The following is a 21,727-nucleotide window of genomic DNA, read 5'->3' as shown; positions in this document are numbered from 1 at the left end:
TCATGAGCGCTGTCTGCCCCGGGTGGCAAGCCGTTCGAGAGCGAGCGTGACGAGGAAGAAGAGCAACCCGAGCACGATCGACGCGACCACGTATGCCCAGGCTCTCGGGTAGGCGCTCGACGCCGCCGACGTCGAGATCAGTCCGCCGAGCCCGCCGCGTGGGCCGCCGAAGTATTCGGCGACGAGCGCGGAGATCACCGCGAGGCTCGAGGCGATCCGGATGCCGGTGAACACAAAGGGGACGGCGGTCGGCAACGTCACCGTGCGAACGATCTGGGTGGAGCTCGCCGCGTAGACCTTCATCAGGTCACGGTGAACCGGCAGGGTCTGCCGGAATCCACGGAGGGTGTTGATGAACACGGGAACGAAGGACGCAAGTCCCGCAATTGCCTGCCTGCCGAACTGGCTGTCCGCGCCGAACATCGAGTTGAGCACCGGGGCGAGCGCGACGATCGGAATGACGGCGAGCGACGCAACGACCGGTGCGCTCATCCCATCGATCGGGCGCGAGGCCGCAGCGAGAGCCGCGAGCAGGATGCCGAGGATCGAGCCGACAACGAGACCGAGCAGCGCGTTCAGCCCGGTGATGCCGGTGGCGGACACCATCGACGGAAAGAACTCGACAAACTGCCCGGCGATCGCTGCAGGACTCGGCAGCAGGTAGTCGCTGACCCCGCCGACGCTGACGAGAAGCTGCCAGATCCCCAGCGCAATCACACCGACGGCGACGGGTGCGACGACCCTGAGGGTGGTCTCAGCGTTCGCCGATGACCGAGACCGCTGCGGGATCGTGAGGGCCATCAGCGGTTCTCCACTCCGCGAGCGCCCGTCGGCACTGGCGACCCCGCGTGGAGTGCCTCACGGACGGCGGTGACCCCATCGAAGAATGCGCGTTCCTCGCGGAGCGCCTCGGCGTGAGCCGGGTCCCGGTTGAGCACCATCGGCACGATCTCCTGAATGCGACCGGGGCGGGGCGACATCACAACCACCCGGTCGGAGAGGTAGACCGCTTCTGGGATGGAGTGGGTGACGAACACGACGGCGGCACCGGTCTCGGCGCAGATCCGAAGCAGTTCGGTCTGCATCCGTTCGCGGGTCATCTCATCGAGCGCGCCGAACGGTTCGTCCATGAGCAGGAGGTCGGGCTTCTCCGCGAGCGACCTCGCGATCGCCACCCTCTGCTGCATCCCGCCCGAAAGCTGGTCGGGGTAGCGGTCCGCGAAGTCGGTGAGCCCAACCATCTCGAGAAGCTCGGAGATCCTGGCCGCCCGGTCAGCGCCGGACACACCGTGCAGTTCGAGAGGGAGACCGACGTTCGCTGCGACGGTACGCCAGGGCAGGAGGCCGGCCTGCTGGAAGGCGATTCCGTAGTCCTGGTCGAGCCTGGCCTGTTTCGCGCTCTTGCCGAACACCGTGACGCTCCCGGCCGTCGGCTGGTCGAGATCGGCGATGAGCCGCATGAGCGTCGACTTGCCGCAGCCGGACGGCCCAATGAGCGAAACGAATTCGCCGGCAGACACTGTGAGATCGATGGCGGTGAGCGCGTCGACCCGGCCGGAGCGGGTGTCGAAGGTTTTGTCGACCGCACTCACCGCGACGGCGGCGGTTCGCCCTGCGGCATCCGTGGTGGATTCGATTGGCTGAGTCACGCTGTGATCTCCACTCGTCGGTAGTTCCTGAGGATGGCGCCGAGGATGGCGACCGAGCCTGCCGCGGCGAGCCCGAGCACGATGGAACCGAAGATGGGTCCCCACGCCTTCGCCGGGTCGCCACTGGCCTGGCCCGCGTACTGAATGAGGATGCGTCCGATTCCACCCTGCATTCCCGTCGAGACCTCGGCGACGACGGCGCCAACGACGGCGTTGGCTGCCCCGAGCCGGAGCGCGGGCAGGAGGTAGGGAACGGATGCCGGAATCCTCAGCTTCACGAGGGTCTTCCACCAGCCGACGCCGTAGCTGCGCATCAGCTCGGTGTGGATGGTGTCTGGCGACTGGAGCCCCTTGAGCGCGCCGACCGCGATCGGAAAGAACGCGAGGTACGACGCGATCACCGCGACGCTCATCCAGTCCTGCCATTCGAAGGCGCCGATCTCGATTCGAGAGCCCCAGCTGCGCACGACGGGGGCAAAGGCGATGAGCGGAACCGTCTGGCTGAGGATGATCCAGGGCAGGAGGCCCCACTCGGCCAGCCGCCACCGCTGCATGACCAGTGCGAGCGCGAACCCGACGACGATGCCGACGAGCCAGCCAACGGCCGCGATGCCGAGCGTCACGAGGGCGGCGAGCGCCACCTCGAGCCACAGCGGGTTTGCCGTCGACGACCGGGTGACGGGCTCGAACAGCCGCGCGAGCATGTCCCAGGTGTGCGGCATGGCGAGGTCGGTCGTGCGCGGAAGCACCCGCATCTCGCCTATGACGACGCCATCAACCGGCCCCAGGAACTTGTACAGTTCCCACAGCGCGGCGATCACGAGGATGCCGAGCACCCCGTATCCCCAGCGCGCAGCCTCCCTGGCCGGCGCCCCGCGGCGCCGCCGGATTGCCGGGGCCAGGTTTTCGGCGGTCATGTCGTCGCCACGATCTTTTCCTTGAGCGCGGGGATGACGGTCTCACCGTAAACGCGGAGGGTCTCCTCCTTGTTGTCGTGCTGGAGGTACCCCGCAAAATGGTCGACGCCGATGCTCTTCAGTTCTTCGAGCTTCTCGATGTGGTCACTCGTCGAACCGAGCACGCAGAACCTGTCGATGATTTCGTCAGGCACAAAGGCGGCGTGGGTGTTTCCTGCCCTGCCGTGCTCGTTGTAGTCGTACGATTCCCTGCCCTGGATGTAGTCGGTCAGCGCTTGCGGCACCGCACCGCCCGTTCCATATTTGGCGACGATGTCGGCCACGTGGTTGCCGACCATGCCACCGAACCAGCGGCACTGGTCTCGCATGTGCTCCCGGTCGTCGCCGATGTACATCGGTGCCGCGACACAGAACTTGATCGACATCGGGTCACGGCCGACGTTTTCGGCGGCATCCCGAACCGTCTTGATCATCCATTTGGCGATGTCGATGTCGGCGAGCTGGAGGATGAACCCGTCTCCGACCTCGCCGGTGAGCTTGAGCGCGAGCGGGCCGTATGCCGCAACCCAGACATCGAGCTGGGAGCCGACGCTCCACGGGAACTGCACCGTAGCGCCCTGGTACTCGACGGGACGGGAGTTCGCCAGTTCACGGATGACGTGGATCGATTCGCGGAGCGTCTTGAGGTTGGTCGGAGCGCCGTTGGTCGTGCGCACCGCCGAGTCGCCCCGGCCGATCCCGCAGATTGTCCGGTTGCCATACATTTCGTTGAGCGTGGCGTATGTCGACGCGGTCACCGTCCAGTCACGCGTCGCCGGATTCGTGACCATCGGGCCGACGGTGATGCGCTTGGTCTCGTTGAGGATCTGGCTGTAGATGACATACGGCTCCTGCCAGAGCAGGTGCGAATCGAAGGTCCAGACATGACTGAACCCGTACTGCTCGGCAAGCTTGGCCAGATGGACGGTTCGTGCGGCGGGCGGGTTGGTTTGAAGTACGGCTCCGAAGTCCATGGGTGCCCTCAGATCAGGTACTGGCTGAGGCCGCGGGGGACGTACTGTCCGTCACCCTTGGATCCCAGGTACTGGTTGTCGTCGACGATGACCTTTCCGCGGGAGAGGACAGTGTCGACGTGACCGTCGATCTCGTACCCTTCCCAGGCGGAGTAGTCCATGTTCATGTGGTGGGTTTTTCCTACACCGATGGAGGTGTGACCGTTCGGGTCATAGATGACGACGTCACCGTCTGCGCCCGGCTGGAGCACTCCCTTCTTGCCGTACATGCCGAACATCCGCGCCGGGGTCGTCGACGTGACTTCGACCCAGCGTTCGAGCGAGATCTTCTTGTCGACGACGCCCTGGTAGAGCAGGTCCATCCGGTGCTCGACGCTGCCGATACCGTTCGGGATCTTCGCGAAGTTGCCGAGGCCCATGTCTTTCTGGCCCTTCATGCAGAACGGGCAGTGGTCGGTGGAGACCATCTGGATGTCGTTCGTGCGCAGGCTCTGCCACATGTGGTGCTGGTGTCCCTCGTGCTTCGAACGCAGCGGTGTCGAGCACACCCACTTGGCGCCCTCGAAGTCACCCCACTCCTCGCTCGTCGCTCCGAGCTGGTCTTCGAGCGAGAGATAGAGGTATTGCGGGCAGGTTTCGCCGAACACGTTCTGCCCGTTGTCGCGGGCCATGGCGATCTGCTCGACCGCCTGCTTCGCGCTGACGTGCACGACGTAGAGCGGTGCACCCGTGAGGTTGGCGAGCATGATCGCGCGGTGGGTGGCCTCCTCTTCCGCCTGCCAGGGCCGGGTGATGCCGTGGTAGTACGGCGAGGTGTTGCCCGCGGCGAGCGACTGTTGCACGAGCAGGTCGATCACGCTGCCGTTCTCGGCGTGCATCATGATCATCGAGCCGTTGTCAGCCGCACGCTGCATGGCCTTGACGATCTGGCCGTCGTCCGACAGGAAGACTCCCTTGTACGCCATGAAGAGCTTGAAGCTCGAGACGCCCTCTTTCACGAGTTCGTCCATGGCCGTCAGCGAGGAGTCCTGCACGTCACTGAGGATCTGGTGGAACCCATAATCGATGGCGCAGTTACTCCGCGCCTTGTCGTGCCACAGTGCGTACTGATCGAGGACGTTCTCACCCGCATACTGCACGACGAAATCGACGATGCTCGTTGTGCCGCCGTGTGCGGCGGCACGGGTACCCGTCTCGAAGGTGTCGCTCGCTTCGGTTCCGCCGAACGGCATCTGCATGTGGGTGTGTGCGTCGATTCCCCCGGGGATGACGTACTTTCCCGCTGCATCGATCACCGTGTCGACATTGTTCTCGATGTCGAAGCCGAGCAGGGTCGAACCTGGAGCGAGCACCGCGGCGATCGTCTCGCCGTCGATCAGCACGTCTGCCGGTGCCGATCCCGTCGAGTTCACGACGGTGCCGTTCTTGATGAGGGTCTTCATGATGCCTCCTCGCCTGGTCCGGTTACGGCTTCGGGATCGACGTGTAGGACTCGGGCCGGCGGTCGCGGTAGAACTGCCAGTCGTCGCGGACTCTCTTGATCATGTCGAGGTCGAGGTCACGGATGACGATGTCCTCGTGCTCAGCGCTGCCCCTGTCACCGACGAAGTTGCCCTGCGGGTCGGCGAACTGGCTCGTGCCGTAGAACGTCACTGCGAGGTCGCCGTACTCGTTGTCTTCCGTTCCGACCCGGTTGGGAGCCGCGACGAAGTACCCGTTCGCCGCAGCTGCGGTCGCCTGCTCAAGGTCCCAGAGCCGATTCGAGAGACCGGGCTTCGTTGCGTTCGGGTTGAAGACAATCTGTGCCCCGTTGAGGCCGAGTTCTCGCCAGCCCTCTGGAAAGTGGCGGTCGTAACAGATGTACACACCGACGGGCCCGACCGCGGTGTCGAAGACGGGGTATCCGAGGTTGCCCGGGCGGAAGTAGAACTTCTCGTAGAACTTCTCGAGGTGGGGGATGTGGTGCTTGCGGTACTTGCCGAGGATGGTCCCGTCGGAATCCACGACGACCGCTGTGTTGTAGTACACGCCGGGCATGTCCTCTTCATAGATCGGCAGAACCATCACGAGGTTCAGCTCCTTCGCGAGCTTCGCGAATCGCTGGACGATGGGACCGTCCGCCGGTTCAGCGAACTCGTAGTACTTCTTGTCCTCGGTGATTCCGAAGTACGGTCCATAGAACAGCTCCTGGAAGCAGATGATCTGCGCTCCCTGGGCAGCCGCATCCCGCGCGAACTGTTCGTGCTTCGCGATCATGGATTCCTTGTCGCCGGTCCAGGTTGTCTGGGTGATAGCCGCGCGAACTACAGTCATCTCTAGCCTCCGTGTCGTCATTGAGCGGTAGGTGTTTCTGTCTGTCTGCCTCGGGTGAACCGTGGGTTTCGGTGTCAGCGTGAGGTGTGTGGTGCCGTTCCGCTCATTTGTTATTATTCGAGTTGAACATTTCTCCATTGTTTCCCTCTGTGACGCATTCGTAAATACCCAAAAACCCGGATGGGGTTCTCCCGATGCCTGAGTCGTACGCAGAACTCATCGACGATCGTTCGCCCCGCGGCATCGCGGCCGCTCTCGCCCGGCTCATCAATTCCGGGCAACTGGCACCGGGTGACCGCCTCCCGACGGTCAGGGAGCTCGGCGCAGAACTCGCCGTGAGCCCGGCGACCGTGAGTGCCGCGTGGCAGGCACTGACCACCGTCGGCCTCATCGTGTCTCGCGGCCGCAGTGGCAGCTTTGTGCGTCAGGCTGCCATGCCCTGGTTGAGTCCGCGCATGCAGCGTATGGCCGGGTACACCGAGCAAACCCGCATCGACCTCTCACGCGGCACGCCCGACGACTCCCTGCTCCCGTTGCTCGGGCCGGCTCTCTCGCGCCTGTCCGAGCATGCAACGACGTTCAGTTACACCGACCAGCCGGTGATCCCCGCCCTCGCCGAGGAACTGAGACGAACCTGGCCCTACAACGCCGACGAGATCACCGTGGTCGACGGGGCGCTCGACGGTGTTTCGCGCGCGCTGGAACAGGTCGTGAGGTTCGGCGATCGCGTGGTCATCGAAGATCCCACCTTCCCGCCGTTTTTCGACCTCCTCGATTCTCTGGGCGCCGTACCCGTGCCTGTCCCCCTCGATCACCTCGGGATGCGTCCTTCCGCACTGGCCAGAGCCCTCACGTCATCGCCACGCGCCGTGCTGCTCCAACCGCGCGCACACAATCCCACGGGCGCGTCGATGACCCAGGATCGCGCGCGCGAACTGGCCGCGGTGATCGCGGCATCCCGTCACGCCGGCGACGCCGTCGTGATCGAGGACGACCACTCGGCCGGCATCAGCACCGAACCCGACGTCAGCCTCGGTGCCTACATCCCCGGGCAGGTGCTCCACGTGCGCAGCTTCTCGAAAACACACGGCCCCGACCTGCGCATCGCCGCACTCGGCGGGCCGGAAGAACTCGTCAATCGCATTGTGTCGAGACGGATGCTGACGACCGGGTGGACGAGCCGGATGGTCCAGACGATCCTCACCGAGCTGCTCACCGAGAACGCATCGGTCACCGCGGTCAACGAGGCGAGAATGGTGTATTTCTCCCGGCAGAAGGAGCTCGCCGCTGCACTCGGAAGACACGGGTACAACGCCACCCTCGCCGACGGCCTCAATACCTGGATCGCCGTCGACGACGAACGAAGCGCGCTCGTGCAGTTGTCAGCGGCAGGCATCCGTGTGGCCGGCGGGACGCCGTATCTGTCGTCGCCCGATGCCGGCTCGTTTGTTCGCGTCACGGCCGGTGTCCTCAGTGGTGAGTTCGATTTCGTCGCGGATGCCCTCGCGAACGTCGCGGTGAGGGCGTAGAACTGTCGGGAAAACCCTACGGAAAGAGCTCGGCCATGATTGACGCACATCGAGGATCCGTCATGCGGTCCTGGCGCGGTTGGATTCGACCGGACGACCGCGAGAACTACACCGCATACCTGGAGAAGACCGGCCTGAGCGAGTACCGGACAACGCCGGGAAACCTCGGCGCGATCGCGGTCTTCCGGGACCTTCCCGACGGTCGATGCGAGGTCCGCACTCTGTCGTGGTGGGAAAGCCGGGAACGCATCTCCGCGTTCGCCGGGAATGACATCGCGGTGGCGGTCTTCTACCCGGAGGACGACCGTTATCTCATCGACCGCGAGAGCTCCGTCGAGCATTTCGACGTGGGTTAGTCGAGCACTTCGCGACGTGGGTTAAATCATGTCGACGAAAACTCAGGTCCTCGGCGTATTATGACTCACCACTTCGATCCGAAGGATGTTGATCGTGTCGCGTAACTCTCTCAAGTGGCTTCCCGCCCTCGCAGTACCGGCGCTCGTCGCCGCGGGTATCGTCGCCGTGCCGCTCTCCGCTGGTGCAGCCGTCGACCTGCCGGACAAGACGGCGGAGGAGGTGCTCCTCCTGATCTCCGACAGCACAGAGGACTCGTTCTCCGGAACAGTGACGAAGACCGCCGAACTCGGGTTGCCCGCCGTGGATGCCGCTACCGGCATGACCTCCTCCATGAGCGGGGCTTCCGGTCTTTCGGCCGAAGAGTCGAGCGAACTCGTCTCGAGCGCACTCGAACTGCTCAGCGGCACCCACGAAGGCAACGTGTACGTGTCGGGTGACAACAACGTCAGGATCCAGGTCAAGGACCAGCTCGCAGAGCGCATCGCGGTGCTGAACGGCACCGATGCCTGGTACTACGACTCCGAATCGAACGTCGCGACCCACGTCGCCATCCCCGCTGACCTGGAGTCTTCGCTCCAGAACAAACTCGACGGCCGCGCCGACGAGACGATGAACCCCGCTGAACTGGCGAACCAGCTCCTGACCGAACTCGAACCGACCACGCTCGTCACGGTCGGCACCGATGCCCGCGTCGCCGGACGGACCGTGTACGAGCTCATTCTCACGCCGAAGGCATCCGGAACTCTCGCCGAGTCGGTGTCGATCGCCGTCGACTCCGAGACCGGGCTTCCGCTTCAGGTTTCCGTCGCGGCTGCGGGCCAGGACGAGCCGGCATTCCAGGTCGGCTTCTCGTCAATCGATCTCTCGGAGCCAGCCGCTGACCTGTTCACGTACACACCGGGCGACGGCGTCACCGTCGAGGAACAGCCGTTCCCCTCGATGCCACCGGCATCCGACGGCGGACCGAAGCCCGACGACGGCAGTGGTCTTGTCACGACCGGAACCGGATGGGAGACCGTTGTGGCCTTGCCAGCCGGTAGCGCCCCCGAAGGCTTCGAAGACAACCCGATGCTCGACCAGCTGACCACAAAGGTCGACGGCGGGCGACTTCTCTCCACGTCACTTCTCAACGTGTTCCTCACTGACGATGGCCGCGTGTTCGCCGGGTCAGTGACCGTGGACAGGCTCCAGGCGGCTGCGAACGCAGAGTGACGGCATCCGCCGGGGCCTCACCCGACCTCGCCATCGAGAGCTCGGGCCTGACCAAACGGTTCCGAACCCAGACCGCCGTCGATGCGATCGATCTCGCCGTGCCCCGCGGCTCGGTGTTCGGGTTCCTCGGCCCCAACGGATCAGGTAAAACCACGAGCATCCGCATGCTGCTCGGCCTCGTCAGTCCAAGCCAGGGGGAGGTCAGGGTGCTCGGCGAGAGCATGCCGGAACGGCTGCGCGACGTACTCCCCCGGGTCGGTGCGCTGGTGGAGGGCCCGGCGTTCTATCCGTTTCTCTCGGGATACGCCAACCTGCACCGGCTCGACACTGCGGACCGGCACGCACCGCGTCGAACCCGCGCTGCGCGCATCGACGCCGCACTCGAGCGGGTCGGACTCACGAACGCCGCGACGAAAAAGGCCGGCGCGTACTCGCTCGGTATGAAGCAGCGGCTCGGCATCGCCAATGCGCTCCTCTCCCCGCGGGACCTCCTGGTGCTCGACGAACCAACCAACGGGCTCGATCCACAGGGAACACGCGAGGTGCGCAACCTCGTCAGTTCCTTCGCTGCGGAGGGCACCACGGTGTTCGTCTCCAGCCACCTGCTGGCCGAGGTCGAGCAGATGTGCACCCACGCCGCGATCATGAGTGCAGGCCGCATCGTGGCCCAGGGCTCGCTCGATGATCTTCGGGGCGCCGGCGAGTCCCACGTACGGGTGCGAACACCGGATGCCGAGACCGCCGAGAGCGTGCTTGCCCGTTTCGGGCTCATACCGAGACGCGAGGGCAAGGTCGACTCGCACGCCGAAGTATCCGCCCTCCTCCCGGCGACAACCGACCTCGATCCCGACCGGATCCTGCCAGCACTGCTCGAGGCGGGCGTCCGCGTCCGCGGGTACGGCCTCGAGGAAGCCAGTCTCGAGGAACGGTTCGTGGCGCTGACCGGGGAGGGATTCGATGTCGTCTCCTGACCTCGCTCCGACGCCGCCCGCATCGAACACGAGGGCGCCGCGGAACGCCGGGGCCGCAGTCGACCCTCTGAACACGGCGCAGCCCTCCGCCGGGCGCGCACGCCCCGCCCTCGGCCTTGACCTTCTCGGAAGCGAACTCACCGTGCTGTTCCGGCGGCGACGCACCTGGGCAATGCTCGCTGCCGTCGCGCTCATCCCGATCCTTCTCGCCGTTGCCGTCCGCTTGACGGCGAGCGAGCTCGACCCGGGCGATGGGCCGCCGTTTCTCGACCGGGTGACCCAGAACGGGCTGTTCGTCGGATTCACGGCGACGGTCGTCGCTATCCCCCTCTTCCTCCCGCTCACGATCGGGGTGGTCGCCGGAGACACGATCGCCGGCGAAGCAGGACTCGGCACGCTGCGCTACCTGCTGGTGTCGCCGGCCGGCCGACTGCGACTGCTCCTCGTCAAGTACGCGGGAGCGGCGGCGTTCTGCCTTGCGGCGACGCTGACACTCGTGGCTGTCGGGGCACTGATCGGCGCGCTCCTGTTCCCGGTCGGGCCGGTGACGCTGCTGTCGGGCGAGACCATCGGCGTCGGTGAGTCCGTGCTGAGATCGCTTCTCGTCGCGGCCTATGTCACCGTGTCGCTTCTCGGCCTGTGCGCGATCGGCCTCTTCATCTCGACGCTCACCACGGTTCCGGTCGGCGCCATGGCTGCGACGGTCGTCGTCTCGGTTGTCTCCCAGATCCTTGGTGCTCTCCCTCAGCTGGAGTGGCTGCACCCCTGGCTGTTCACCCAGCACTGGCTCGGTTTCGCCGGGATCCTGAGCCAGCCCGCTGACCTGAGCGCGTTCGGCACCAATGCGCTTCTCCAGGCCGGCTACATCGCCGTGTTCTTCGCCCTCGCGTACGGCCGGTTCTCGACCAAGGACATCCTGTCCTGAACGAAGTTCCGTCGGCTGGTGCGGGAGTTGTAGTCTGGAGGAAGACCGCCGGTTGGTTATGACCGGTCGAGCTTGCCCGGATTTGGGTGGCTGGTCGAGACGAGTACTTGTTGTGCTCTCTCACCCCGCACACTCGATCCGAGGTCACATGACTCTTCGTAACCCTGCCCCCCGTTTCTCTCGAGCTCTTGCTGCGATCGGTATTGCCGGCTCGCTCCTCGCGGTTTCCGCGTGTGCCGGCCCGGCGGCATCCGCCCCACCGTCGGAATCGGCCGCCCCGAAAGCGGCGAGCTATCCGCTCACCCTCGACAACTGCGGCACAGAGGTGACCATCGAGCAGGCGCCGGAGCGCGTGCTGACCATCAAGTCCACGACGACGGAGATGCTCCTCGCGCTCGGCCTCGAGGACAGCCTGATCGGTCGGGCATTCCCCGATGGCCCGTTGCCCGATGATCTGGGCGGTACCGGCGTTCCGGTGATCAGCGACAAGGTGCCGGGCCAGGAAGCCGTCCTCGACCTCGAACCCGACTTCATCTATGCCGGCTGGGAATCGAACTTCTCAGCGGATGGCGCTGGCGATCGGCCAACGCTTCAGTCACTCGGGGTGAACACCTACGTGTCTCCTGCCGCGTGCCAGGAAGCGGAATACGCACCCGAATCGCTGAGTTTTGACGATGTGTTTGACCAGATTCTCGAGGTCGGTTCCATCTTCGACGTGAGCGATGCGGCCACCGAACTCGTTGCAGAACAGAAAGAGCAGCTCGAGAAGATCGAGCCGGTCGACGACGTCAGTGCACTCTGGTTCTCCAGCGGATCAGACACCCCGTACGTCGGTGCCGGATCCGGCGCACCGCAGATGATCATGGATGCCGTCGGGCTCACGAACATCGCGGCAGACGTTGACGAGACCTGGACGTCGTTCAACTGGGAAGCCGTCGTCGACGCCAACCCCGATGTGATCGTGCTCGTCGTCTCCGATTGGGGCAGCGCCGAAAAGAAGATCGGCGTGCTCGAGGCCAACCCGGCGACCGCCCAACTCGACGCCGTCGTGAACAAGCGATACGTCACTGTTCCGTTTGCGACGGGCGAGGCCGGCGTGCGGAACGCCGAAGCGGCATCCACGATCGCTGACCAGCTGGCGGACCTGAAGCTGTGACACTGGCGGCCGAGACCGGGGTACCGGCGGTGGGGAGACCTCACCGCCGGATCCGGCGCGGGCTGCCGACCGCTGTCTGGGTCGTCGCCCTCTCGGCCGTGCTCCTCGTGTCGATCGTGTTCGCCGTGACCTTCGGCCCGGCCGAGATCCGGCCGACGGAGGTGTGGGGGTCGATCCTCGGCCACCTCGGGTTCTCGCCGACGGCGCTCGGCGGCGAAGCGCTGTCACCGCTGCGCGACGGCATCGTCTGGGAACTGCGCATGCCTCGCGTCCTCACCGCTGCGGCGGTTGGCGCTGGTCTGGCGCTGTCCGGCACCGTGATGCAGGCGATCACCCGTAACCCGCTCGCCGACCCGTACCTGCTCGGGCTTTCGTCGGGGGCGTCGCTCGGTGCCGTCGCCGTGATCCTGCTCGGCCTCGGGGTACTCCTGCCCGTCGCGGCGTTCGGCGGAGCCGTCGCAGCCCTCGTCGGCACCCTGCTGCTCGCGGGCGCGATCGGTTCACTCACGCCGACCCGCACCGTGCTCGCCGGCCTCGCGGTGTCGAGTTTCTTCGGCGCGCTCACGAGCCTCATCATCTTCTGGTCGGCAACCGGCGACACCTACCGCGAAATCCTCAGCTGGCTGCTCGGCTCGCTCAGCGGTGCGCGCTGGCCCGCCGTCGCGATCGGACTCGGCGCCCTCCTGATCGTCGGCATCCCGCTCATGCTCACCGGCCGCACGCTCGACGCCTTCGCATTCGGTGACAACGCGGCATCCGCTTTGGGTGTCGGCGTGAATTCGACCCGGTGGACGCTCCTCATCGCCACGGCGCTGTTGACCGGTGCCATGGTCTCGGTCTCCGGCTCGATTGGCTTCGTCGGCCTCATCCTGCCGCACGCGGTTCGACTTGTGGTGGGGCAGCGCAATCGGGTCGTGCTGCCTCTCTCCGCGCTCGCCGGGGCCATCTTTCTGCTCTGGATCGACACCGGCGCACGCACGCTCTTCGACCCGCGAGAACTGCCCGTCGGCATCCTCACTGCCGTCGTCGGTGCCCCGGTGTTCGCCATCCTGCTGCTCAGGGGCAGGAGGGTCTCGTGACCGACCTGACCGCCTCATCCTCCTCGACCGCGGATGCCGCCGCCGACGTTTCTGCGCTCGCGGCGAGTCGGCTCCTGTTCCGCCGCGACGGCAGGCTCATCGTCGACGGCGTCGACATCACGGTGCCCGTCGGGTCGTTCGGTGCCGTCATCGGCCCAAACGGTGCGGGAAAGTCGACGCTGCTGCACCTCCTGGTCGGCACGCTTCCCGCCGACAGCGGTGCTGTGCTGCTCGACGGCGCCGACCTGCTCGGGCTTCGACGCAGGGACCGCGCGAGGATCGTTGCACTCAGCGAGCAGCACGGCGATTCGGACACCGGCCTCGCGGTCACCGAGGTGGTCATGCTCGGCCGGACGCCGCACATCGGCAGGTTCTCGAGCGAGAGCGAGGTCGACAGGCAGATCGTCGCGGATGCCCTTGCCGCCGTCGGCATGGACTCCTTCGCCGACCGTCCGTTCGACACGCTCTCGGGCGGCGAGCGCCAGCGGGTGCACCTCGCCAGGGCTCTCGCCCAGCAACCGCGGCTGCTCCTCCTCGACGAGCCGACCAACCACCTCGACGTGCGGGCGCAATTGAGCCTGCTCTCACTCGTCAGGGCCCAGACCGCGGCGGGGATCACCGCTGTCGCGGCACTTCACGACCTCAATATCGCCGCGGCGTACGCCGACAGTGTCATCGTGCTGAGTGCCGGGCGCGTTGTCGCCGCCGGTGATGCGGCATCCGTTCTCACCCCTGAACTCATCGGCGACGTCTACGGGGTCCGCGCCGATGTGCTCGAGCACCCGCGCACCGGACGACCGCTGATCGCGTTCGACACGACGTAGTCGCGCTCTGCGACTCCAGCACCCACCCCCTCGACCGCACGCCCCACACCCCGGCCACCAGCCGCGTTTCGGGCGGAGAATCAGGGGGTCGGAGCCGGCACAGCCGATGGGCCCCCGGTATTTCCTCCGGAAGCGACGGCGCCGGCGGCCGAGGCCGCGCTGCGGAGACCCGGCCCCGGACATCCGCACCCCGCCGCCGACCTCCCGCAGCGCACGGCACCCGCGACGCACCGCCAGGCTTCTCGCACGGCGCAGCCCGACCCCCAACACCCACCCCCGGGTGTGTTTCGGGCGGAGAATCAGGGGGTCGGCGCCGGCACAGCCGATGGACTCCCGGTATTTCCTCNCGCAGCCCGACCCCCAACACCCACCCCCGGGTGTGCTTCGGGCGGAGAATCAGGGGGTCGGCGCCGGCACAGCCGATGGACTCCCGGTATTTCCTCCCGAGGCGACACCGCCATCCGCACCGCACCGCACCGCACCGCCAGGCTTCTCGCACCACACAGCCCGACCCCCAACACCCACCCCCGGGTGTGCTTCGGGCGGAGAATCAGGGGGTCGGCGCCGGCACAGCCGATGGACTCCCGGTATTTCCTCCCGCAGCAGCAACACCGGCGGCAAAACCCGCGGCGTACGCCTCATCACTGCCGAGCCGGAACATGTCCTTCTCCGCATCGCGCACAAGGGCGCGGGCACCCGGCCCGTCCTCATCGGTCACGAACCGCGCCATTCCGCGCGCGACGGCAACGGGTCGACCGCTCGTCTTTCCCTTGACCAGGTCGCCGGCCGCCGCGAGTTCGTCAGCGACAGCGGCAGCAGTGACGGTGAGTGGGCGACCAGACGCATCAGTGTGCCCGCGAAGATCGTCGACGACACGGATGCCTGCAGCCCCGATCGCGATATCCGTCTGTCCTTCGCGCCACGGCCTGCCGACAGTGTCGGTCACGATGACGCCGACCACGACACCGAGGCGTGCACGAAGCTCGGCGCGCAGCGCACGAGCCGACGCGTCAGGGTCGACGGGCAGCAGCAGGATCGTGCCGTCGGGGGTGTTGCTCGCGTCAACACCGGCCGCCGCCATCACCAGACCCAGGCGGTTCTCGACGATGCGCGTGACACCACCGGGGTGCTCACGCCGCGCGACGACGCGCACGGTTTCCGCGGTGATGGCATCTTCCCGGTCGGCAGTGCTGAGCTGCCGCCCCTCGGCCTTTGACACGATTTTCGAGGTGACGAGGAGGATGTCACCGTCCGCGAGTGCGCCGTCAGCGGCGACAGCGATCAGGGCGGCAAGGTCGTCGCCCGACGCGACCTCGCCGATACCGTCGAGGGGAAATACTGTCAGCACTGTGCGCCTATCGCTTGAGGGAGGGAAGAACGTCGCGGCCGAAGGTCTCGATCCACTCGCGCTGGTTGCGCCCGACGTTGTGGAGGTACACCCGGTCGAACCCGAGGTCGATGTAGGACTGGATATGCCGCCGGTGCACGTCCGGATCAGAGGAGATCACCATGCGACCGTCGAAATCCTCCGCCCGCACCATGCGCGCCATCTGCTCGAACTCGAACGGTGAGCGGATGTCGGACTTCGGGAACCGCATGCCGCCGTTGGGCCATTCCAGCACGGCGTTGCGACGTGCTTCCTCGTCGGTCGGCGCCCAGGAGAGGTGCAACTGAACCACCTTGGTCATCCCGGATGGGTCCTTGCCGACCGACCGTGCACCCTCATCGAAGCGAGAGAGCAGCATTGCCACTTTCTCGCGAGGGGCCTCGACAGTGATGAGCCCGTCCACGGTCTTTCCCGCACGCTTGGCCGTGACGGGCCCCGAGGTGGCGACGAGAATCTCCGGGGCAACCTCCGGCATGGTCCACAGCCGGGAGGATTCGAGCTTGTAGAACGGGCCCGTGTGTTTGGCGTCCCGACCGGCGACGGATGCCGCGAACAACTTCTTGATCACGTCGACCGCCTCGAACATGCGGCTGATGCGCTCGTGCGCCTCTGGCCAATACGCGCCGACGACGTGTTCGTTGAGCGCTTCGCCCGAGCCGAGCCCGAGCCAGTGCCTGCCCGGATACATGGCCGCGAGCGTGGCCGACGCCTGCGCGACCACGGCAGGGTGCATGCGGAAGGTCGGAGCCGTGACGCCAGGACCGAAGTTACCCGTCGTCCGTTCACCGAGCGCGGCAAGCACGCTCCAGACGAAAGACGACTGTCCCTGCTGCGGAACCCACGGCTGGAAGTGGTCAGCCGCCATCACACCATCGAAGCCGTGTTGTTCAGCGTACGCGCTGAGCGCGACGGCCTCCTGCGGGGCGAACTGCGAGAGCATGGCCGAGTAACCGACAGAGAGTGACGCCATTGTCCCATCTTGGCCCACAGAACCCGTTCGAGCCGAGAACCGAGAACTTGAGAGCCGAGAACTGAGAAACACGGGCGAACAGAACCGTCACAGGTCTCGGCTAGCGTTGACGCATGCGAATCGCCACCTGGAACGTCAATTCAATCCGCGCCCGCGTCGGACGCACCGTCGACTGGATGGTGCGGGAAGACATCGACGTGCTCGCGATGCAGGAGATCAAGTGCAAGCCAGAGCAGTTCCCGCTCGAGGCGTTCGAGGCGGCAGGGTACGAGGTCGCGATCCACGGCTTCAGCCAGTGGAACGGCGTTGCCATCGCCAGCAGGCTCCCGCTCGAGGATGTCACGACCACGTTTGAAGGCATGCCCGGCTTCCTCAAGGGCCAGGAAGGCCCTGACCTCCCGAAAGAGGCACGGGCAATGGGTGCGACGATCAACGGCGTGCGGCTGTGGAGCCTGTACGTCCCCAACGGCCGCTCGCTGGATGACCCGCACTACGTCTACAAGCTCGACTGGCTCGCCGCGCTGAAGAACGACACGGCGAACTGGCTCGCGAAGAACCCTGGCGTCCCGCTCGCGCTTATGGGTGACTTCAACGTCGCCCCCTTCGACAGTGACATGGGCGACCCGAGCATCGTTCCCGGCCTGTCCACACACGTTTCCCCGCCTGAGCGCGAGGCCATCGCCGCTTTCGGTGAGATCGGCCTGACGGATGTCGTGCGCCCGCTGGTGCCTGAGGGATTCACCTACTGGGACTACAAGCAACTGCGTTTCCCCCGCAACGAGGGCATGCGGATCGACTTCATCCTCGGCTCACCCGAGTTCGCCGAGCTCGTCACGGCAGCCTCGATTCACCGGAACGAACGCAAGGGTGAGGCCCCGAGCGATCACGTTCCCGTCATGGTCGAACTTGATCTGCCCACCGAAGACGAGGACGACCGGCCCATGATCTTCTAGCTGCAGTGCTCTTCCAGCTGCAGTGCTCTTCCGGCTGCAGCGTTCTTCCAGCGCGCGCAGTTTTGGTTTTTCTGTGTTTTCGCTTGCGTTCCCACACAATCGGGCATAAAGTCACTGAAACAAAGATTCGTCCGGGCGGTGGTTACCCCCGGACGGGTTCCGGTTCAGAGAAGTCCGAGGGGTCAGCGTCGACATGTATGCCATTGAACGCCACGAGCGAATAACGAGGCTTCTCCACAGCAGCGGACGCGTCACAGTGGCGGGGCTCGCCGACGCTCTCTCGGTCACCGCGGAAACCGTGCGTCGCGATCTCGACATCCTCGAACGCCAGGGCTCACTTCGCCGGGTGCACGGCGGAGCCGTTGCCACCAGTAAGACCAGCCTCGTCGAATCAACGGTCGCCGACCGTTCCGGCAAAGCGCGCGACGCGAAACTGGCGATTGCGCGTGCCGCGTTCGGACTGCTCGGCAACGACTTCCGTGGTTCGATCCTCCTCGACGCCGGCACGACAACCGGTGCCCTGGCCGAGCTCCTCGCCGAGTGGCGCGGCCACGGCCCGTCGAGCATGACGGTCATCACGAACTCCGTCCCGATCGCTGCACTGCTGCACCACAACCCGGCGCTGGATCTGCACCTCCTCGGTGGCAGTGTGCGCGGGGTCACGAGCGCCGCGGTCGGCGGCAGCACCCTCGAACAGCTCGCACACCTGCGCCCGGACATCGCGTTCCTCGGAGCCAACGGCCTCTCCGCCGACTTCGGACTCAGCACCCCGGAGGAGCGCGAGGCGACCGTCAAGGCCGCCATGGTTCGCGCCGCACGGCGCACTGTCGCGCTCGTCGACTCGTCGAAGCTCGGCGATGAAGCGCTCTACCGGTTCGCCGAACTCCGGGAACTCGACACCCTCATCTCAGACACCGACCCAATCGGGACACTCTCAGCGGCGCTCGACGCCGACGACGTGGAGGTAATCGTCGCATGATTCTCACAGTCACGCTCAACCCGTCGTTTGACCGGACGGTGGAACTCACCGCACCGCTCGAACGCGGGCAGGTGCAACGAGCTGCCAGTGCCGTCCAGGAACCCGGCGGCAAAGGCGTCAACGTCTCCCGCGCGCTCCATGTGGCCGGAGTCGACACTCTCGCGGTGCTCCCCGGTGCACCGGCAGATCCGATGGTCATGGCCCTCGAGGCCGACGGCATCCCCGCCCTGACAATTCCGGTGACGAGCCCGATCCGTTCGAACACCACGCTCACCGAGCCCGACGGAACGACCACCAAAGTCAACGAACCTGGCGCGCCTCTGACCGACGAGACGGCCGACGCCCTCCTCGAGGCGATCGTCTCGCGGTCGGCGGATGCCACGTGGCTGGTTCTCGCGGGATCGCTGCCTCCGGGGATCCCAACGGACTTCTACGCGCGCATCGTGAGTGCCGTCCGAACGGCCGCCTCACGCAACGGCGTCCAGGCACCCCGCATCGCCGTCGACAGCTCGGGCGCACCGCTCACCGCACTGCTCGCGTCGGCCGAAACCGTCGACCTGATCAAGCCGAACGCCGAGGAACTGTGGGAACTCGCCTCAGGGCTCGGCATCACCGTGCCGGACGATGACCCTGAGTCGCTGGGCTTCGACGATGACGCCGTCGTCGAGGTCGCAAGCCGCGTGCTCGAACATGGCCTCGACGCTGCGCTCGTCACGCTCGGCTCCCGCGGGGCCGTTCTTGTGAGCACAACCGAGGTGGTGCGGGCGTCCGCCCCACGAATTGTCGCCCGCAGCACCGTTGGCGCGGGAGATTGCTCTCTCGCTGGCTTCCTCCTGGCATCCGAACGCGGAGACGACGCCGCGGGGTGCCTGGCCCAGGCCGTCGCCCACGGCGCGGCAGCCGCCTCTCTTCCCGGTTCACAGGTTCCCACCCTTGAACAGGCGGCTTCCGGCCCTATTGCCGTGACCCGTACCCGTCGCACTCTTACCGAGTAGCGCCCTTCTTCACACGACGTTCCCGTACCACCACATTGAAGGATTCTCGTCTCATGTCATCTCTCATCACACCGGAACTGGTCATCCTCGACCAGGACCTCGGAACCGACCGTGCAACGGTCATCCGCACACTCGCGACGCTCGTCGTCCAGAACGGCAGGGCGACCGATGTCGACGCGCTCTTCGCCGACGCGTGGGCCAGGGAGTCCCAGACCGACACCGGGATTCCGGGCGGCCTCGCGATCCCCCACTGCCGTTCAGAAGCGGTCACGGTACCGACGCTCGTCATGGCCCGCCCGAACCCTGGAGTCGACTTCGGTTCGGACGATGGCCCCGCTGACATCATCTTCTTCATCGCGGCGCCGGCCGGCGCCGACCAGGCCCACCTGGCACTGCTGTCGACCCTCGCGCGCTCGCTGATCCGTGAGGACTTCACCGCGGCACTCCGCAGCGCCCCGACGCCACAGGCGGTCGTCGACCTCGTCGATGAAGCCCTCGCTCCGGCGGCCCCACCCGCTGCCGAGTCGAATGCCGCGACCGGCACTGCCGCCGCCACGAGCACCGGCACCGCCGCGACCACCGGCACCGCGACATCCGCCCCCTCCACGACCCAGGACAAGCCCGTACTCATCGCGGTGACCGCATGCCCCACCGGAATCGCGCACACCTACATGGCGGCAGACGCCCTCGCCGCAGCGGCGAAACGGGCCGGCGTCGAACTGCACGTCGAGACCCAGGGCTCGTCGAGCGTCACGCCGGTTGACCCGTCGGTCATCGGGCGGGCGTCAGCGGTGATCTTCGCCGTCGACGTCGACGTCCGCGACAAGAATCGTTTCGCCGGGCTGCCGCTCGTACAGGCACCGGTGAAGCGCGGCATCGACGAACCGGACAAGATGATCGCCGAGGCACTCGACGCGGCGAAGGACCCCAACGCCCGCCGCGTCTCGGGTGGCGGCGCCGAACCCGCAGCGGCCGGCGACGACACCAGGAACGAGCACATCGGCCAGAAGCTCAAGCGATACCTGCTCACCGGCGTCAGCTACATGATCCCGTTCGTCGCCGGAGGCGGTCTCCTGATCGCGCTCGGCTTCCTGCTGGCCGGCTACCGGATCACCGACAACGCCGGCGAGATTGTGCTCAGCAACAGCCTGCTGAACCTTCCCGATGGCGGGCTCGGCCAGTACCTCGGTGCTGTGGCATACGTCATCGGCAACGCGTCGATGGGATTCCTGGTCCCTGCACTGGCGGGCTATATCGCGTACGCCATCGCTGACCGTCCCGGCATCGCCGTCGGGTTCACCGCTGGAGCCGTCGCCCTCGTCATGAACGCGGGCTTCCTCGGTGGACTCGTCGGTGGTCTGCTCGCCGGATTCATCGCGTGGGCCATCGGGCGTATCAACGTGCCCCGCTGGCTCCGCGGCCTCATGCCCGTTGTGATCATCCCGCTCGTCGGCTCGATCTTCGCTTCAGGGCTCATGATCGTGCTGCTCGGCGGACCTATCGCTGCGCTCATGACCGGACTCAGCACCTGGCTCAACTCACTCACCGGAACCTCGGCCGTACTGCTCGGCCTGATCCTGGGCGCGATGATGGCTGTCGACCTCGGTGGCCCCGTCAACAAGGTCGCATACGCCTTCGCCGTTGCAGGACTCAGCGCCGGATCGTTCGAGAACCAGGCACCGTGGGCCATCATGGCCGCGGTCATGGGAGCCGGAATGGTCCCGCCTCTCGCCCTCGCTCTCGCGACGCTCGTCGACCGCAGGCTGTTCAGTGCCGCCGAACGCGAGAACGGCAAGGCGGCCTGGCTGCTCGGTGCCGCGTTCATCTCGGAGGGCGCGATCCCGTTTGCCGCCGCGGACCCGCTCCGGGTCATCCCGGCCGGAATCGTGGGCAGCTCGATCACCGGCGCAATCATCATGGGCACCGGAGTGACCTCACAGGCGCCGCACGGCGGTTTCTTCGTCTTCTTCGCAATCGGCAACTTCGGTATGTTCGTCCTCGCGATCCTCGTCGGAACCATCGTCTCAGCGGGCCTCGTCATCCTGCTCAAGCGCTTCGTCCGGCGTCGCCCGATCGCCGATGAGACGTCGACGACGGATGCCACAGCGGTCGAACAGGGCATCCCGGCGACGGTCTGACCCCGGCGCCATCTCCACTCGTCGTCAATCCACTCCAGTTCAACCCAGTTCAACCCGGTTCAACCCAGTAAAGGAATCTCCATGCCAGAACGCTCAGCAGTCATCGGCAGCCGTGTCGGTCTCCACGCCCGTCCCGCCTCACTGTTCATCGACGCGGTGAAGCGCCAGCCGGTCAAGGTCACCATCGCGAAGGGTGACAGCGGGCCGCTCAACGCGGCGAGCATCCTCTCCATCATCAGCCTCGGTGCGACGAACGGTGAGACGGTCACACTCGCAGCCGAAGGCGACGGAGCCGACAAGGCCCTCGACGAACTGGTCGCGCTGCTCGAGAGCGACCTCGACGCCGAGTAATCCGGTTCA

21 protein-coding genes are annotated in these 21,727 nt (G+C 66.2%); 13 read left to right on the top strand and 8 right to left on the bottom strand.

Annotated features, from left to right (window positions below):
• The 6 genes from AC1C2M_RS14940 to AC1C2M_RS14915 are packed head-to-tail and all read right to left on the bottom strand — an operon-like array spanning position 1 to position 5,892.
• Positions 1–801: an ABC transporter permease gene (locus AC1C2M_RS14940; RefSeq protein WP_495437378.1), complete on the bottom strand. Its 801-nt coding sequence runs from the start codon at positions 799–801 to the stop codon at positions 1–3.
• Entirely contained in the window at positions 801–1,649 is an 849-nt protein-coding gene (locus tag AC1C2M_RS14935; protein ID WP_483406057.1) for an ABC transporter ATP-binding protein, read from the bottom strand. The genes AC1C2M_RS14940 and AC1C2M_RS14935 overlap by 1 nt, the downstream gene beginning before the upstream one ends.
• Positions 1,646–2,566 (bottom strand): ABC transporter permease, encoded by a 921-nt coding sequence (locus AC1C2M_RS14930; RefSeq protein WP_483406058.1) that lies wholly within the window; start codon positions 2,564–2,566, stop codon positions 1,646–1,648. The genes AC1C2M_RS14935 and AC1C2M_RS14930 overlap by 4 nt, the downstream gene beginning before the upstream one ends.
• Positions 2,563–3,579 (bottom strand): TIGR03842 family LLM class F420-dependent oxidoreductase, encoded by a 1,017-nt coding sequence (locus AC1C2M_RS14925; RefSeq protein WP_495437377.1) that lies wholly within the window; start codon positions 3,577–3,579, stop codon positions 2,563–2,565. The genes AC1C2M_RS14930 and AC1C2M_RS14925 overlap by 4 nt, the downstream gene beginning before the upstream one ends.
• Positions 3,580–3,587: 8 nt before the next feature.
• Positions 3,588–5,024: a dihydropyrimidinase gene (gene hydA, locus AC1C2M_RS14920; protein WP_495437566.1), complete on the bottom strand. Its 1,437-nt coding sequence runs from the start codon at positions 5,022–5,024 to the stop codon at positions 3,588–3,590.
• 19 nt (positions 5,025–5,043) lie between these two features.
• Positions 5,044–5,892 (bottom strand): nitrilase-related carbon-nitrogen hydrolase, encoded by an 849-nt coding sequence (locus AC1C2M_RS14915; protein ID WP_495433600.1) that lies wholly within the window; start codon positions 5,890–5,892, stop codon positions 5,044–5,046.
• A 194-nt stretch (positions 5,893–6,086) separates the two neighbouring features.
• Here AC1C2M_RS14915 and AC1C2M_RS14910 point away from each other — a divergent pair, with 194 nt between their 5' ends.
• The 8 genes from AC1C2M_RS14910 to AC1C2M_RS14875 all read left to right on the top strand — a co-directional run bounded on the left by AC1C2M_RS14910 (position 6,087) and on the right by AC1C2M_RS14875 (position 13,945).
• Positions 6,087–7,421 carry an aminotransferase-like domain-containing protein gene (locus AC1C2M_RS14910; RefSeq protein WP_495437375.1) on the top strand — a complete coding sequence of 445 codons (1,335 nt, stop codon included), beginning with the start codon at positions 6,087–6,089 and terminating at the stop codon, positions 7,419–7,421.
• 35 nt (positions 7,422–7,456) lie between these two features.
• Complete coding sequence (locus tag AC1C2M_RS14905; protein ID WP_495437374.1) at positions 7,457–7,777, top strand: hypothetical protein; 321 nt, start codon at positions 7,457–7,459, stop codon at positions 7,775–7,777.
• A gap of 94 nt (positions 7,778–7,871) precedes the next feature.
• Positions 7,872–8,990: a LolA family protein gene (locus AC1C2M_RS14900; protein ID WP_495437373.1), complete on the top strand. Its 1,119-nt coding sequence runs from the start codon at positions 7,872–7,874 to the stop codon at positions 8,988–8,990.
• A complete protein-coding gene (locus AC1C2M_RS14895) occupies positions 8,987–9,961 on the top strand; it encodes an ABC transporter ATP-binding protein (RefSeq protein ID WP_495437371.1) in 975 nt (324 codons plus the stop codon). The genes AC1C2M_RS14900 and AC1C2M_RS14895 overlap by 4 nt, the downstream gene beginning before the upstream one ends.
• Positions 9,948–10,886, top strand: a complete 939-nt coding sequence (locus tag AC1C2M_RS14890; protein WP_495433599.1) for an ABC transporter permease — start codon at positions 9,948–9,950, stop codon at positions 10,884–10,886. The genes AC1C2M_RS14895 and AC1C2M_RS14890 overlap by 14 nt, the downstream gene beginning before the upstream one ends.
• Positions 10,887–11,034: 148 nt before the next feature.
• On the top strand, positions 11,035–12,042 hold the full coding sequence (locus AC1C2M_RS14885; RefSeq protein ID WP_495437370.1) for a putative F420-0 ABC transporter substrate-binding protein: 1,008 nt from the start codon (positions 11,035–11,037) through the stop codon (positions 12,040–12,042).
• A complete protein-coding gene (locus AC1C2M_RS14880) occupies positions 12,039–13,121 on the top strand; it encodes a putative F420-0 ABC transporter permease subunit (protein ID WP_495437368.1) in 1,083 nt (360 codons plus the stop codon). The genes AC1C2M_RS14885 and AC1C2M_RS14880 overlap by 4 nt, the downstream gene beginning before the upstream one ends.
• A complete protein-coding gene (locus AC1C2M_RS14875; RefSeq protein WP_495437367.1) occupies positions 13,118–13,945 on the top strand; it encodes an ABC transporter ATP-binding protein in 828 nt (275 codons plus the stop codon). The genes AC1C2M_RS14880 and AC1C2M_RS14875 overlap by 4 nt, the downstream gene beginning before the upstream one ends.
• A 550-nt stretch (positions 13,946–14,495) precedes the next feature.
• Here the strand turns inward: AC1C2M_RS14875 and AC1C2M_RS14870 are convergent.
• Both AC1C2M_RS14870 and AC1C2M_RS14865 read right to left on the bottom strand, forming a co-directional pair.
• Positions 14,496–15,293 (bottom strand): coenzyme F420-0:L-glutamate ligase, encoded by a 798-nt coding sequence (locus AC1C2M_RS14870; RefSeq protein WP_495437366.1) that lies wholly within the window; start codon positions 15,291–15,293, stop codon positions 14,496–14,498.
• 7 nt (positions 15,294–15,300) lie between these two features.
• Positions 15,301–16,302 (bottom strand): TIGR03557 family F420-dependent LLM class oxidoreductase, encoded by a 1,002-nt coding sequence (locus AC1C2M_RS14865; protein ID WP_495433594.1) that lies wholly within the window; start codon positions 16,300–16,302, stop codon positions 15,301–15,303.
• A gap of 113 nt (positions 16,303–16,415) precedes the next feature.
• On the opposite strand from AC1C2M_RS14865, the gene AC1C2M_RS14860 reads away from it, so the two are divergent.
• The 5 genes from AC1C2M_RS14860 (at position 16,416) to AC1C2M_RS14840 (ending at position 21,718) form a co-directional block, all read left to right on the top strand.
• Entirely contained in the window at positions 16,416–17,255 is an 840-nt protein-coding gene (locus AC1C2M_RS14860) for an exodeoxyribonuclease III (protein WP_483406070.1), read from the top strand.
• Positions 17,256–17,448: 193 nt separating this feature from the next.
• Complete coding sequence (locus AC1C2M_RS14855) at positions 17,449–18,234, top strand: DeoR/GlpR family DNA-binding transcription regulator (protein ID WP_495437365.1); 786 nt, start codon at positions 17,449–17,451, stop codon at positions 18,232–18,234.
• A complete protein-coding gene (locus tag AC1C2M_RS14850) occupies positions 18,231–19,229 on the top strand; it encodes a 1-phosphofructokinase family hexose kinase (RefSeq protein ID WP_495437364.1) in 999 nt (332 codons plus the stop codon). Before AC1C2M_RS14855 ends, AC1C2M_RS14850 begins: the two co-directional genes overlap by 4 nt.
• Before the next feature lie 53 nt (positions 19,230–19,282).
• Positions 19,283–21,367, top strand: a complete 2,085-nt coding sequence (locus AC1C2M_RS14845; protein ID WP_495437363.1) for a PTS fructose transporter subunit IIABC — start codon at positions 19,283–19,285, stop codon at positions 21,365–21,367.
• Between the two features lie 81 nt (positions 21,368–21,448).
• Positions 21,449–21,718: an HPr family phosphocarrier protein gene (locus AC1C2M_RS14840; RefSeq protein WP_483406074.1), complete on the top strand. Its 270-nt coding sequence runs from the start codon at positions 21,449–21,451 to the stop codon at positions 21,716–21,718.
• Positions 21,719–21,727 lie beyond the last annotated feature (9 nt).

The organism is Mycetocola sp. Y444 (assembly GCF_059445295.1).
Note: the sequence above shows the minus strand (reverse complement) of the source record. Positions and strands in the feature narration are given on the sequence as shown.

Excerpts from the sequence above, each read along its gene's own strand:
- AC1C2M_RS14915 (WP_495433600.1), bottom strand. The coding sequence starts at position 5,892 with ATGACTGTAGTTCGCGCGGCTATCACCCAGACAACCTGGACCGGCGAC.
- AC1C2M_RS14910 (WP_495437375.1), top strand. The coding sequence starts at position 6,087 with ATGCCTGAGTCGTACGCAGAACTCATCGACGATCGTTCGCCCCGCGGC.
- AC1C2M_RS14850 (WP_495437364.1), top strand. The coding sequence starts at position 18,231 with ATGATTCTCACAGTCACGCTCAACCCGTCGTTTGACCGGACGGTGGAA.
- AC1C2M_RS14890 (WP_495433599.1), top strand. The coding sequence starts at position 9,948 with ATGTCGTCTCCTGACCTCGCTCCGACGCCGCCCGCATCGAACACGAGG.
- AC1C2M_RS14905 (WP_495437374.1), top strand. The coding sequence starts at position 7,457 with ATGATTGACGCACATCGAGGATCCGTCATGCGGTCCTGGCGCGGTTGG.
- AC1C2M_RS14845 (WP_495437363.1), top strand. The coding sequence starts at position 19,283 with ATGTCATCTCTCATCACACCGGAACTGGTCATCCTCGACCAGGACCTC.
- AC1C2M_RS14925 (WP_495437377.1), bottom strand. The coding sequence starts at position 3,579 with ATGGACTTCGGAGCCGTACTTCAAACCAACCCGCCCGCCGCACGAACC.
- AC1C2M_RS14885 (WP_495437370.1), top strand. The coding sequence starts at position 11,035 with ATGACTCTTCGTAACCCTGCCCCCCGTTTCTCTCGAGCTCTTGCTGCG.
- AC1C2M_RS14865 (WP_495433594.1), bottom strand. The coding sequence starts at position 16,302 with ATGGCGTCACTCTCTGTCGGTTACTCGGCCATGCTCTCGCAGTTCGCC.
- AC1C2M_RS14840 (WP_483406074.1), top strand. The coding sequence starts at position 21,449 with ATGCCAGAACGCTCAGCAGTCATCGGCAGCCGTGTCGGTCTCCACGCC.
- AC1C2M_RS14940 (WP_495437378.1), bottom strand. The coding sequence starts at position 801 with ATGGCCCTCACGATCCCGCAGCGGTCTCGGTCATCGGCGAACGCTGAG.
- AC1C2M_RS14860 (WP_483406070.1), top strand. The coding sequence starts at position 16,416 with ATGCGAATCGCCACCTGGAACGTCAATTCAATCCGCGCCCGCGTCGGA.
- AC1C2M_RS14930 (WP_483406058.1), bottom strand. The coding sequence starts at position 2,566 with ATGACCGCCGAAAACCTGGCCCCGGCAATCCGGCGGCGCCGCGGGGCG.
- AC1C2M_RS14855 (WP_495437365.1), top strand. The coding sequence starts at position 17,449 with ATGTATGCCATTGAACGCCACGAGCGAATAACGAGGCTTCTCCACAGC.